The organism is Pseudomonas retamae, assembly GCF_043496865.1.
GTDB lineage: Bacteria > Pseudomonadota > Gammaproteobacteria > Pseudomonadales > Pseudomonadaceae > Aquipseudomonas > Aquipseudomonas retamae.
Window position 1 is genome coordinate 159028 of record NZ_JBIEIL010000008.1, and the last position, 13483, is coordinate 172510.

A 13483-nucleotide genomic window follows, 5' to 3' on the forward strand; every position below is an offset into this window, starting at 1 on the left:
TCCTCACCAGGCGGTGTAACCGCCGTCCACAGTGAACATAGCACCCGTCGCAAAACTCGAGTCTTGGGAAGCCAAAAACAGAATCACGTTTGCGATATCAATTGGCTCACCCATTTTGTTCAAAGGGGAACGCGCCGCCAGGCCCTTTTTGAACGCTACTGGATCCTCAACGGTTTCAAACATCTTGTCGTAGTAACTGGATGCAATCACACCTGGAGCCACGCTATTAACACGAACGCCTTCGAGAGCGTGATCCAGTGCCATCGCGCGAGTTAATGCAGCTACGCCACCCTTTGCAGCGACGTAGGCCGCTCGATCCTTGATGCCAACTACAGAGATTGTGGATGCCAGGTTCACGACAGCTCCACCACCACGCTGAATAATTTCAGGAATGACGTATTTCGAGCATAGGAATACTCCCTTGAGATTGACGTCGATTACCTGATCCCAGGTTTCTTCATCCACGGTGACCACCGTACCCAGGGTACCGAAGCCAGCATTGTTGACGAGGATGTCGATTCCACCGAAATGGGCGACTGCTTTTTCTACCATAGCTTTAACTTGAGCAGCGTCGGAAACATCCGCTTGAACAGCAAATGCTTGGTTGCCCAAGGCCTCCGCCACCGCCAACGCTTGTTCGATATTGCGATCGGCGACGACAACCTTCGCCCCCTCACTCACAAACAATTTGGCAGTAGCCTCACCGATTCCTGCACCAGCACCCGTGATGAGTGCGACTTTATCTTGCAATTTCATTGTCCGGTTCCTTCAAGTATCGCTAAGCATCATTAATTAGATTTCGCGGCAAAGCCCTGCCATCTCACGCCGGCGAGTAGTACTTAGCTTTGGCTTTGGTAAGGGGCGCGACTCCACGAATATCATCAGCAATCTTTTCCGCCATCATGATCACTGGAGCATTAAGATTACCGCTGACAATCTCCGGCATGATCGAAGCGTCAACGACCCGGAGATTTTCTATGCCATGCACTCGTGCTCGAGCATCGACCACACTCATGTTGTCCGTACCCATGCGGCATGTGCATGACGGGTGATAGTTGGTGCCAGCGAGGCCACGGAGAGCCTTGAGAATTTCTTCGTCTGTCTGAACGGATGGGCCGGGAGTGACTTCTTCTCCACGGTATGGATCCCATGCGGCCTGAGACACAACATGTCGGATGGCCTTGACGGCGGCGACAGCGTCATCCCGATCTTCTTGAGTCGAAAGGAAGTTGAAATTAAATTTCGGGGCTGCGAGTGGATCAGCAGAACCCAGCCACACGCGGCCAGTACTGGTAGGACGCATTAGGCTGAAAAAGTATTGAAACCCGTTTTCCAGCTTCACGCTGCCGTGTTGGAACTCACCCAGCATAGGTATGAATTCAAACTGCACATTCGGTACCTTTACTTCGTCGTTGGTACGAATGAACGCACCGACTTCGAAGAAGTTAGTGGCACCTAGTCCTTTTTTAAACAAAGTCCACATAGCTCCCAGCTTGAATTTTCCAATCGGTGTGAGTTGCTTGGCGATCGAAACGTTTTGAGTAGCTCGGTACTGCACAGGAGCAGCGATGTGATCCTTCATGCCCTCCCCTACACCCGGTAGATCTGCAATGCACTTGATGCCGAACTCAGCCAAATGGTCGGCATTGCCGATGCCGGACAGCATCAGAAGATGTGGTGAGTGGATAGCTCCAGCGCACAAAATCACTTCTTTGTTGACCGTTATGACTTCGGATTTTCCGTCGCGCAGGAAACTAACAGCGACCGCACGCTTGCCTACAAACTCGATTCGGGTGACTTGAGCTTTGTCGCACACATGCAAATTTTCGCGATGCTTGTTCGGGTGAATGTATGCTTGCGAAGTACTCCAACGAATCCCTTTGTGCACGTTCCGCTGCGTGATGTGAACGCCTTCCTGGCGATACGCGTTGTGATCCTGCATGTAGGGATAACCTGCCTGCACGCCCGCTTCGATGAATGCCTTATAGAGCGGGTTATTCGCCTCGCACGTCTGGATGTGCATTGGGCCACTGTCGCCGCGATAGTCGTTCCCGCCTTGATCAAATGTCTCCGCTTTACGAAAGTAGGGAAGGCACTCATCGTAGCTCCAGCCCTTGAGACCCATTGCGCCCCAGTTGTCGTAGTCCCAAGGGTTACCACGAACCCAGTTCATCCCGTTGATGGAGGATGAACCGCCCAGAACCCGGCCACGGGCTTCATAAATCGTACGGCCATCCAACTCTTTTTCCGGCTCCGAATGGATGTACCAGTTAAATTTATCATTCATCAAAGGAAAGCCAAGAGCGGCTGGCATTTGGATGAAGATGCTCTTGTCTGACGGCCCAGCCTCCAACATCAAGACGGATCGGCCCTGATCTTCGGAAAGGCGGGCCGCTATAACGCTGCCAGCAGATCCGGAGCCAATGACGATGTAGTCATAGATATTGGAAATGTTACGCCCATTGATATCACGCATTTTTTCACCTAGAAGTCGGTTCACCGCGGTCAGCGCCGCTGTAATCGTTTACAAAGCCGTTCGCTAAAAACAAGGTAATCGCCATATGGAAATCACTGCAGTTTCTTGGATCTGTGCTCCTGGAAGAAGCAAATCGCATGCCTGAAATGCAATTTATGACAAATTACCGCTCAGACCCCATTTGAAGCTTCGGAGAAACCCTTCTTGACACCAAAACGCAACCCTCTGAAGTGTTACCGCACTCAATATGTGCGAAATTTGGTAACGTTTTCTGCAAAGGATTACATTGACTGGGTACTGTTGACGATACGCAGAGACAGGCCTTCGTAACCGTCCAGGTTGATTATCATCTGCCCGTCTTCAGTCAGATCGCCTTCCACCCGCTCATTGATCATATCGACCACAACCCCAGGACTGATACCGGGCAAATGAACATCTTCGGTGATAGCTTCAGCCCCGAAATTCAAAGCAGTTACCTGTATCCCCTTTCCTGCTGGCAGCTCATGCACCATCAAAAGGAGTGAAGGATTCGCCACGTCAGGAATAAGGATCTGCCGACTGCTTGCGATGGAGTAACCTTCCCTAATGGACAATATTTTCTTAACCATAGACGCGAACGAATCCGGTCGTTGGAGCTGTTCAACGATATTGCCGTATAAAGATCGCGCACGAGGAACGCCCTCTCCAGACAACTCAGCCCCAGGATTCAGATCAACCAGATCGTAGGCTCCACGATGAATCCATCGTGTATCACCGTCTTGCATCATATGTAGCACTTGTTCAGCTTCGAGTGGCAAAGCTCCAACCAAATCCCATCCAGACAAGGCAAAAATGCCTGGCTGCATTGCGTTGTACATCACTAGCAGGATGTGAATTTTTTGGATCAGGTTGATCTCAGCTTCGGCGATGGTGCTGAGGTCACGAATACCTAGCGCGGCGGTAATAATGCTCGCCGTAGTGCATGAAACACCGTTGGTGACGAACTTCAGATTGTAGGGAGCATGCTCACCAGCCAAGCGCTCATACATTTCCTCTCTGATGTGCTCGCGCAGGATGCTTCCGGGGAAGGTTTGCCCTTTGTACAGGTACATATCATGAGCATGAAGCGTCCAAAAATGGACAAGCTCGAGGGTTAGCTCATCGTGATTTTGAAGCGCGTGAATCAGCGAAGCAGGATCGATTTTATAAGCGTGCATCTGATGCAGCATCAAGCGCAGAAATTCGGTATCACCGGTCAGCAGCGCATGCTGATATGCCGGCCGAGTGATGAAGTCATAAGACAAATCGGCCCCCCCTTTAGACATGCTTGCAATGTCGTCCAGAGTGAGGTTCAGCTCTTGAAAACTAAAACCGCCGGCCTTGCGAATCATGCCGCCAAGCAATTGATTACCAGTTACAGATAAAGGATGGCTTTCTGACCAAGCCGTTTCGTTGACTCGACGCTCAACACCTAAAAAGCCGTTTGCATCGAGACGAAGTCCTCTCGCCCCCAGAACATCAATCGCATGTAGGGCATCACCGATGATCAGTTGCTGAGCAGTGAAGGATGGATCTAACCAATTCAGTGAAGGTTGACCCTCCTTGAAATAGTGGAGATAGACCCACCGTCGAACCTTTCCATCAACGCCCTTCACTGGGGGAGTCGCACTCCAATCTGTCTCTTTGACTCCAGGTTCGAAGAAAATCACTCGTTGCAATTGACCGACAATGTAATGGCGCTCTTTCAGTTCATCGCAGAGTGCGGGAGTAAGATTAACGGCGTCTCGCCCCTCTGGTACCTCAGGCAAAAGGCCCCAGTCTTCCTCGCGAATTTCTACCATATGGTAGATTCCCGGGTAATCACCGTAAGCCATTTCAGCGAGGCGAAAATCGGCCCCCTTGCCAGTATGCGAAGGGATCGAATCATCTATGGTCACCGCATTGTGAGCCGCTGCTACACGACTTACTTGAATTAGCTCATCCTCACTGCCGTACCGCGGATCGATCTCAAAGCTAATTCGGTCAAAATTGCCATCGACACTGGGCGTCAGCTCACGACCCTTTATTCCTCCCGCACGCTTAAGCGGGCCGGTATGGATACCTTGAATTCCGATTTCGGAAAGGCTCCGCCAAAGCTGATCGTCTCCAAGCGCGGCCAACACAGTTCCTTCCTCAGGGACGATGATCGAATCCGGATAAACTGTAAGCCAGACAGAAGCAATAGCGCTTGCGTCTCTAGGCCGCCCCTCGGCGTACGGATGCGCCCAGAGTCGTCCTTGCCCGGAGTAAAGTCTAGCCCTGTCCTTTGCGGCCTGCAGCATGGATTGACTCACCAACCACGCGGTGTAACTTTCGTCTTGCTGGGTCATTCATCTATCTCCCGGTTTTGCGATTTACATGTGACGAAGCGATGCTCCGACGGTAAAACAGCACCTAGCGAGTGAGAGTGAGGATTGAATGTAATCGTTCGCATTTTTTTGATGCGGGAAGCGGCCGGATGCCGCAAAATCAGCTTATAGACCCTTAGAAAAGCTTCGGGGAGAGACAGCAGCGTTGAGCAATAGACGGTATCAGTGACATTCCAGACTCAGCGTCATCAGCTGCATGCGCCAAAATGAGGAATATGTGTGACTATTAAGCGAAAACCGTCAGGACGTGTGAACGTCACTGATGTGGCAAAAGCTGCAGGCGTCTCGGTTGCTACCGTGTCCAGGAGCTTCAACCTACCCCATCATGTTCGCGACGATGTTCGAGAAAAAGTCCTACAGACGGCGAGTAAAATGGGGTACACACCCAACTCTGCGGCCAAGGCTCTAAGGCTACAAAAAACGAATGTTATTGGGGCAATCATTCCCACTCTCGATCACTCCATCTACGCCACGATGGTTAAAAGCTTTCAAGACAAACTTGCTGAATATGGGTATGTCGTATATGTGCTGAGTTGCGGATTTGATTCCAATTCAATTTACGAGAGTGTGAGGTTGTTAGTGGAACGCGGAGCGGAGGCACTGCTGATTGTTGGAGATGTTGCCGATCCCGACCTGACGCGTTACCTCAAGGAGTACCGCATGCCAGTTGTGTGCACATATTCCTATTTTGAAAACAGATCTTTCCCATTTATTGGCTTTGACAACTACCAGGCAACAAAGCAATTGACCGAGTACCTGTTGGGTCTTGGGCACCGCAATATGGCAATGCTGACAGGCCCCATGCAGGGAAATGATCGGCAGCAAGCACGCCACAGCGCATTCCTGGACGCGCTCAAGGAGCACAAATCGAAATGCACCCACTTCACCTATGAAAGCGCTGGGGGGTACACCATCGAGTTTGGGGAAAAGACCCTTCGTCGAATCCGCCTTGAATGCCCTGAGGTTACTGCCGTCATCTGCAACAGCGATGTCATCGCTTTTGGGGTGTTATCAGCCTGCAAAAAACTGGGAATTGATGTCCCTAGGGAAATGTCGGTCGTGGGGTATGACAATCTTGAGTTCGCCGAGTATTTGGATCCACCTCTTACGACCCTAGCAATACCAGCTGGAGAGATGGGCTTGCGTAGTGCAGAGGCGCTAATTGCGAATTTGAAAAACGGCACTGAAATCAAATCGTTACTCCTTGGGACTCAACTAATGATTCGTCAATCAAGTCACTCGATTTAACACATTTCTCCATAATGAACTTCAGAACGCTGCCGGCCTGACCTGGCCGGCGAACAGTGGGCGCCGTACGCCACTGTCTCGACATCAAATCTCCGTTCACGCCAGAGCTCACTCTTGCCCTCGGATTTGGCGAAACCTCTCACACGATATAGCCACGCTCCTCTTCAATGCATTAAAAAATCGCATAGCTCGCCTCCTCTTCTCTAGACGTACAGCCGCACTACCGACGGCTGCTTTCTGGTTCCTGTCGGCTGAAAGTACGTGGGTAAAACGAGATGAAGCGCGCTTGAAAACTGAAAATTGTACTTCCCCAGATTCCTCAAAGACCGATCTTAATGTGAATGGATCAGCGGAAACGCCGCCCTTGACTAGCTCCTTTCAAAACTGTTAAAAAAGACTGAAATCGATTACAAGAAATGTCTTAAAGCGTCGGTTTGCTTTACCTCTATTCCTGATCTGCCCCTCCATCCAACAAAAACCATTACGGTAAGGGAAGATTCTTATGAAACACCAAGGAACGACTACGCCCATCTCACCTGCCCTGCATAGAGCAATCATTGCCGCTGCGATCGGCAATTTCATAACCTGGTTCGAATACGCCTCATACGGTTTCCTTGCCGTAATTCTGGGACGAGTGTTTTTCCCCGTCAGCACCCCATCAGCAAGCCTGCTTGCAACATTCGCAGCCTTCGGGATTTCCTTTCTCATGGCCCCGCTAGGCGCCCTATTCTTCGGTCGGTTAGGCGACAGGGTTGGTCGGAAAAAAATTCTGGCCAGCGTCATCCTACTTATGTCTGGGTCAACCTTCGTAATTGGGCTGTTACCCAGCTATGCAGCTATTGGCATTGCCTCCCCTATCCTCATGGTAATGATGAGGATGCTGCAGGGGTTTGCTTCAGGAGGTGAACCTGGCGGAGCTGCAACCTTCTTGGTCGAATCTGCCCAACCAGGAAAGCGCGCGTGGACAGTGAGCTACTGGCATTGCTCGAGTTTTCTTGCGAACGCTGTCGCATCTGCATTCATTCTCGGTCTTACTGCGACAATTAGTGCCGAAGCGCTGCAGAGCTGGGGATGGCGTATTCCCTTTTTGATCTCCGGTGTTCTGGGCGTCGTGGCTTTTTACATACGCTCTCAGCTCGAAGACACTCATGCTTTTAAAACCATGCAAGAGACCGAGGGCGTCAGTGAGGCACCTCTCACCGAAGCACTTCGCTTTCACTGGCGTCAGGTACTGCAAACAGCTGGGTGCATTGCTCTTCAAGGCGCCGCGTTCTACTTCATTTTTGTTTACATAGAGACATACCTCAAGGTGCAACTGGGCGTTAGCTTCCTACAAGCCTCAGTCTCTAACGTGACATGCCTTTTTCTAGCGTCAGTCAGCATTTTCATATTCGCAAGAATTTCTGATCGTATCGGTCGCAAGCCTGTTCTGTTGCTCGGTGCATTGCTGTGCACGCTAGCGATTTATCCTATCTTTTTGGTTTTCTCCACCGGAGTATTCGGCCTTATTGTGATGGGACATGCAATCTTAGGAGTTTGCCTTGCCGTCTTCATGTCGGCATCAGGCCCAGCATTGGTGGAAATTTTTCCTACCCGGGTTCGATACGCTGGCTTTTCGATGGGATTCAATTTATCCGTAGCGATCTTCGGCGGCAGCGCTGCGTACGTAGCAACCTACCTAATCGACTTCACAGGCTCACCGCTGTCTCCAGCCCTACTCGTACTGACAACTGGAATCATCGCAACACTCAGTGTCCTGACATTGAAAGAAACTGCAGGATCAAAAATCGATTTGGATAATCAGCAAGAACATTCTCATAAACTCGCAAACGCCAGACGGCACTAAGTGCCGTTCCCTCGATCGTGCAATCGCGATCGCGATCGCCATCACCTAAGAGGTCATAATGAGTAATAAGAATCGCCTACTTCATGAACGCCTTGCCGCAGTCGTTAGCACCCTCCGCCATGGAGAAATGGTCTACATCGCAGACGCTGGAAGCGGCACTGCAGCTGCAAGCTTGGTGCCTTTGTCGCCTCAAGTCGAGGTCATCGATGTGGCGATTTCCACAGGCTGCCCAACAGTGGGAGATTTGCTCCGAGTACTTTGGGAAGTGGGAGACTTTGAAGCAGCTTTCGTGACTGAAAATATGCGTCTAGCTAACCCGAAAGCGCGAGATAGGGTTGAAGGAATGACAGGCCCCGAGCATATACATGAACTTCGCTATCTTCCGGAGTTTTATGACCTGCGCAACCGCTGCAAGGTTTTTATCCAAACAGGTGATTATGGCGTCCACAGCAATGTGATTCTCGTAGCTGGCTACCCTAGCCCTCCTATTCCAGTGGAGTGGCTGATTTCACCAACCTGGTTTGAAGATTTGCGCCAATCGCAGAACAAGAAGGTCTGAATATATGCCATTCCACCACGATACTGATGGTAGTTTTTACTACCGGCATTGGGGCTGCGAGACGCCACGTGCTGCTGTTTTGTTGCTACATGGTTTTGGCGAACACAGCGGGCACTACCACCGATTCGCTGCGTCGCTGGTACATTCCGGATTTGATGTCTGGGCACTTGATCACGTAGGTCATGGATTGACAGGCGGCATATCAGGCCGCTTCGACTCTATTGACGAATTGTCTGCTAATGCTAAGAATCTTGCTGCGCTTATTCAAAATCTTTATCCTCGATTACCAATAGTAATTTGTGGACATTCGTTAGGGGGAATCACTGCGGCAACTCTATCATTGGAACTTAGACCTGAGCCTATCGGCATCGTGCTAACTGGAACTCCATTTGAAGGGCTGCCTGTTATGGACAGTACGATAGAACTGGTTATGTCTGAGGATCCGAGCTATTTGGATGCTATAAAATATGATGCGTACAAATTCGATACAGCCCCTGCAGAGCCCTACTTGTGGGCGGCGATTTCAGAGAAAACTCAGCCACTGAAAAAAGGTTTAGCACAACTTAAGGTGCCCGCTCTACTGATAAACGGGCAACACGATGTATTCGCTCCGCCAGCTTTAGCACGAGAATGGGCTGCGATGATGCCCACGGCGACTGCAATTGAAATACCAGGCGGCCACCACGATATCCCGAACGATTCATCTCATCGACAAGTTATGAGTTACGTCGTCGCGGAGATCGAAAAATGGCTTTCCCAAACCAAGCCTAAATATAACCAAGCTCCACCACATCCCGCTGTGACATAATTTTTGCTCATTATGCATTAAACATCAGGTCGGACAATTTTCGTACGACCTGAACTCCTGTCCTACTGCTCAACGAATCCAATTATGACGGATGATTCCGCGTGGGCGCTCGTCGAATTAACCACAACAAGGGGTTTCGAATTGCAGTTATTAACCATAATGATACAGCACCGCTACGCGGTTCTGTGTCGAAGTACACTCAAGGTTTGCCGAACGACAGCGGATGGTGAATGCTAATAACGACGAAACCTGCTGCGACAGCCCTAGCTTCATCGCTATTCAAAAAAAGGAGTACAGCGCTGAATTGTTTTATGGACTACAGGTGACTGATTGGTTGATCGGTAAGACCTAATGTCTAGTATCTGATGGATCCGGGTAGTGTTGAAGAGGTGATGACGCGGTGTCATCGGGTTCAAGAAAAAAACGTAAGTCTTAACCTTTCCTTTCTCAGGGTGCCGCAGTCTGGCATTCCGCGCTTAGCCCTTAATTTGTGCGAAAATGGCAATTCCTTTTTTTGCACAACACCTGTTCCGCTGCGGCGCTTAATCCGGCCTGTCGACGTTCGTATAGTGATCTCACCGTGATGCGCGCGAATCTCAGCGCAACGAGGATCTTACAATTACGAGTGAAGCCTATGAACACTGAATTCAAACCTGATCTAGCTGTGGAGTTAGCTACTCACGAACTTGAAGCCGAATATTTTGAGTACAGCAAAGCGGCAAACCCAATCAGTGCAAATCTGATCAGCCGAATTCCTTACCACTGCTTTCCATCATCGTTATACGATTCTGGCCCGTCGCGACTGCTACCTCTCGACCTCAGTGAATCTTTGGGGTGTGAAGGCCCCGCCACTGGCCCGGGCCTGTGCGCAAACTTCATCAGGCTCAACACCAACGATACGTTGACCCTCGCTCCAAATGCGACGTCACAAGTGTTGTACGTGATAGAAGGCAATGGGAGTCTTAGCTATGGAGATCAAGCGTTCGATTGGACAAAAGGATGTTTCATCGCGCTGCCTGGGACGCACTCTACTGAGCTGAAGGCGTCCTCAGACGCTCGCTTTTACTACGTTCATGATGAGCCGCTGCTTCGCTATCTGGGCGTTAAGGTTACTGAAGATCGCTTCAATGCGACGCTTTATCCTGCGGACGTGGCGAACGCTAAGCTGCGTGAAGCGGCCGATGATCCCCGCGCTCAGGATCGAAGCCGAATCAGTATTCTGCTGGGTAATCGCAATTTCCCCCAGACTCGTACCGTGACTCACGTACTGTGGGCAATGTACGGAATCCTACCGGCGGGCTCGATCCAAAAACCTCATCGGCACCAATCGATCGCTCTGGACTTCATCATTGATTGCCCCGAGGGTTGCTACACCCTCGTAGGCACTGAGCTGGATAGCAACGGTCAAATCCGCAACCCGACTCGAGTTGACTGGGCACCTGGGCTAGCATTTGTTACGCCGCCTGGCTACTGGCACGCCCACTTCAATGAGTCGGATACCGAGGCATATCTGATCCCGATTCAGGACGCCGGACTGCAGACGCACTTGCGCTCCCTGGACATCCGATTCAGCTAACAAAACGCCTCGGTTTGATTTTTTTCTGAGTCGGGGCCTATTGTTGCCAATATGGTGGATCACCGATGCGCTCCACGATAAAGTCGATAAAGCAACGGACTTTCGAAGAGACTATTCGCTTAGGCGGATAAATGAACCACAGTGAAGCGGGTGTCGGAGCGAGCTGGCTGCTCCATTCGGGCACCCATCGGACTAATTTCCCCTCTTTCAGACTCTCCGCCGCCAGCCAGCTAGGCAGTAATGCCATCCCCAACCCATTTTTCGTAGCTATCAGCTGCGCGTCCAGGTCGTTAATTCGCAACTCTGTCGTTAGCATCACTTCGACCCTCGCATCCGCACGAACGAATGCAACATCGAAAGAAGATGCCGTTGCGCAAATCAGCGGATACGCATCTAGATGATTAGGAGTAACAGGAGACTCATGGCTCTCAGAAAATGAAGGGCTCACGCACAACACCATCTGCTCCTCCGCAATCCTCCGTGCCTTGAGATTAGAGTCGGGAAGAACGCCGATTCTGATAGCAAGATCGACGCCCGCATTGATCAAATTCACGTGCGCGTCTTCCAGCGTCAGATCAACTTTGATCTCAGGAAATTTTTCAAGAAAATTGCCTAGGACTGGAAGCAAATGGTGCTTGGCAAACGCAGGCGGCACGTTGAGCTTAAGTAGGCCCCTGGGGTGCTGATTAAGGGCTGAAGTTGCCGCCTTGGCATTATCCAGCTCTGTGAGCACCCGTCGTGCGTGATGAAGGAACGTCTGTCCACCCTCGGTCAAATGAAGAGTGCGAGTAGATCGATTGAACAAGGCGATGCCGAGATCCTGCTCAAGATCCTTGATATAGCGCGAGACCGTGGATGCCTTTATCCCGAGCCGCTCCGCAGCTCGAGAAAAATTGTTGCCATTGGCCGCTTCAACAAAGGCCGTTAGCGCCGCGAGATAATCCAAAACCATCCCCTAAAAATCGGAAATGATGCCTTCGACTAACGAGGCATGAGGCTGACATACTGAATAAAATCAGGTCGAACGCAGCAAACGAGCCTGTGCGCCGCGACGATCAATTCTGGTCTTTCGCAGATGACTGCTCATCAGCATCATGAACGCAATCATAGGAACTATCATCGCCATTTTTAGGCCCACCGAGTCCGACATAAAGCCAATCACGGGCGGGGCCAGTAGGAAACCAGCGTATCCCAAAGTGCCGTTCATGGCTAAACCCAACCCAGGTGCTCCAGGATATGCGCGGCTCGCCTGGCTATAAAGCAGGGGAGTCATATTCGACAGTCCAATCCCCACCAGGATAAAGCCAACGATTGAAGTCCCGGGTTGAGGTATGAGCATGGCAAGCACCAAACCCAAAGCTCCTACCGCACCAGACGCTGTAAGCACCCAGTTAATGCCAAATCGGCGGATTATGAAATCACCCGACAGACGCCCAATGGCCATTGCCAGACTGAAAGCACCAAAGGCGAAAGCAGCGATATTCGTGTTGCTATGGCTCACATCGGTAAGGTAGAGCGAACTCCAATCAATTACCGTGCGCTCGATGAACAATGCCAGAAACGTCAAACCAGCAATGCATAGCAACAGCCGGTTTGGCCAGGCAAAGCTCTTTTGCACCGCAACCCTCTCACCAACCGTCACCTCTGGCTGGAGATTTCCAAGCGATCGTGCAACAACCAATGTCGCTACTGCCATCAACGCTCCGGCGATGGAAAGGCACTGAATCACACCGAGCTTATCCGACAATAACGTTGCGACTGTGGATGCTCCAGCCAAGCCACCAATACTGAATACGGCATGAAAGGAAGACATCAATGGGCGCCCTTTTTGCGCCTCGATCACCGCCCCATGCGTGTTCATCGAAACATCAAGAATGCTATTGGTTACGCCTAGTAAAAAGATTGTTGCTGCCAGAGCGACTGCCGACTCTGCCATAGCACAAAGCGGGAGCGACAACGCCACTAGAAGACCGCCCATTAGAAGAGTTTTGCGACTACCCAAGCGCGTCACTAGAACCCCAGCTAAGTACATCGTCAGCATGGTGCCTGCTGCAAATGCGCTCAAAGCAAAGCCTAGCTCCGAATCTGTGAGGGCTAACGCCTGTTTCATCCCTGGAATGTTTGTCGCCCAGATCGCGAGCACCATGCCGTTGACAAAGAACATTACAGACGTCGCTACCCTTGCCCGCCCTAAAACCTTGGAATTCAGCATCGTTACCTCTTAGGTATCCATACGCGGCAATGCCTAGAAAGAGCATTGCCTAACCGATGACTGTGAAAGTCATTCAGGTGCGAAAAATGGCATCAATCTCGGCTTTGAGCGGTGCGCTCAGCGAGAAATGCGATAACACAGCACGTTCTGTTCCAAGAGATCGAACCATTGGTCAAAAAGGGTGGTATCAAGAGGCGCTCGATGAGAGCTGGGGTAGGACTTTCGAAAATAGCACGCATAGCTTTCTCCCCTGAGAATTGTTTTTACTAGAGGGGTTGAACACTAGCTCTGTATGTAATCGATTACATAATAGATCGCAAGCAGAACCTAGTTTGAAATTGAAAATGCCCTGGTCATAGGCATTGTTTGGG

10 protein-coding genes are annotated in these 13483 nt (G+C 50.8%); 5 read left to right on the forward strand and 5 right to left on the reverse strand.

The window, feature by feature from the left end; translation table 11 throughout:
• Positions 1–3: 3 nt before the first annotated feature.
• The 3 genes from ACGSLL_RS17265 to treS form a co-directional block, all read right to left on the reverse strand.
• Positions 4–756 carry an SDR family oxidoreductase gene (locus ACGSLL_RS17265; RefSeq protein WP_394507258.1) on the reverse strand — a complete coding sequence of 251 codons (753 nt, stop codon included), beginning with the start codon at positions 754–756 and terminating at the stop codon, positions 4–6.
• A gap of 64 nt (positions 757–820) precedes the next feature.
• On the reverse strand, positions 821–2476 hold the full coding sequence (locus tag ACGSLL_RS17270; protein WP_394507259.1) for a choline dehydrogenase: 1656 nt from the start codon (positions 2474–2476) through the stop codon (positions 821–823).
• A gap of 281 nt (positions 2477–2757) precedes the next feature.
• Complete coding sequence (gene treS / locus ACGSLL_RS17275) at positions 2758–4824, reverse strand: maltose alpha-D-glucosyltransferase (RefSeq protein ID WP_394507260.1); 2067 nt, start codon at positions 4822–4824, stop codon at positions 2758–2760.
• Between the two features lie 258 nt (positions 4825–5082).
• Between treS and ACGSLL_RS17280 the strand changes: the two genes are divergently transcribed.
• From ACGSLL_RS17280 to ACGSLL_RS17300, 5 genes are all read left to right on the forward strand, one after another.
• Positions 5083–6111 carry a LacI family DNA-binding transcriptional regulator gene (locus tag ACGSLL_RS17280; protein ID WP_394507261.1) on the forward strand — a complete coding sequence of 343 codons (1029 nt, stop codon included), beginning with the start codon at positions 5083–5085 and terminating at the stop codon, positions 6109–6111.
• A gap of 502 nt (positions 6112–6613) precedes the next feature.
• On the forward strand, positions 6614–7957 hold the full coding sequence (locus tag ACGSLL_RS17285; protein WP_394507262.1) for an MFS transporter: 1344 nt from the start codon (positions 6614–6616) through the stop codon (positions 7955–7957).
• Positions 7958–8015: 58 nt separating this feature from the next.
• Complete coding sequence (locus tag ACGSLL_RS17290) at positions 8016–8516, forward strand: RbsD/FucU domain-containing protein (protein ID WP_394507263.1); 501 nt, start codon at positions 8016–8018, stop codon at positions 8514–8516.
• A gap of 4 nt (positions 8517–8520) precedes the next feature.
• The gene (locus ACGSLL_RS17295) at positions 8521–9324 is read left to right on the forward strand and encodes an alpha/beta hydrolase (protein WP_394507264.1); all 804 of its coding nucleotides are present in this window, start codon (positions 8521–8523) and stop codon (positions 9322–9324) included.
• 634 nt (positions 9325–9958) lie between these two features.
• A complete protein-coding gene (locus ACGSLL_RS17300; RefSeq protein ID WP_394507265.1) occupies positions 9959–10900 on the forward strand; it encodes a cupin domain-containing protein in 942 nt (313 codons plus the stop codon).
• A 37-nt stretch (positions 10901–10937) separates the two neighbouring features.
• Here the strand turns inward: ACGSLL_RS17300 and ACGSLL_RS17305 are convergent, their stop codons facing one another.
• Positions 10938–11846, reverse strand: coding sequence for a LysR family transcriptional regulator (locus tag ACGSLL_RS17305; RefSeq protein WP_394507266.1), 909 nt, complete (start codon positions 11844–11846; stop codon positions 10938–10940).
• 69 nt (positions 11847–11915) lie between these two features.
• A complete protein-coding gene (locus ACGSLL_RS17310; protein WP_394507267.1) occupies positions 11916–13112 on the reverse strand; it encodes an MFS transporter in 1197 nt (398 codons plus the stop codon).
• Positions 13113–13483: the final 371 nt, after the last annotated feature.

Coding starts and splice junctions, on each gene's coding strand:
- ACGSLL_RS17265 (WP_394507258.1), bottom strand. CDS start 756: ATGAAATTGCAAGATAAAGTCGCACTCATCACGGGTGCTGGTGCAGGA.
- ACGSLL_RS17270 (WP_394507259.1), bottom strand. CDS start 2,476: ATGCGTGATATCAATGGGCGTAACATTTCCAATATCTATGACTACATC.
- treS (WP_394507260.1), bottom strand. CDS start 4,824: ATGACCCAGCAAGACGAAAGTTACACCGCGTGGTTGGTGAGTCAATCC.
- ACGSLL_RS17285 (WP_394507262.1), top strand. CDS start 6,614: ATGAAACACCAAGGAACGACTACGCCCATCTCACCTGCCCTGCATAGA.
- ACGSLL_RS17290 (WP_394507263.1), top strand. CDS start 8,016: ATGAGTAATAAGAATCGCCTACTTCATGAACGCCTTGCCGCAGTCGTT.
- ACGSLL_RS17295 (WP_394507264.1), top strand. CDS start 8,521: ATGCCATTCCACCACGATACTGATGGTAGTTTTTACTACCGGCATTGG.
- ACGSLL_RS17300 (WP_394507265.1), top strand. CDS start 9,959: ATGAACACTGAATTCAAACCTGATCTAGCTGTGGAGTTAGCTACTCAC.
- ACGSLL_RS17310 (WP_394507267.1), bottom strand. CDS start 13,112: ATGCTGAATTCCAAGGTTTTAGGGCGGGCAAGGGTAGCGACGTCTGTA.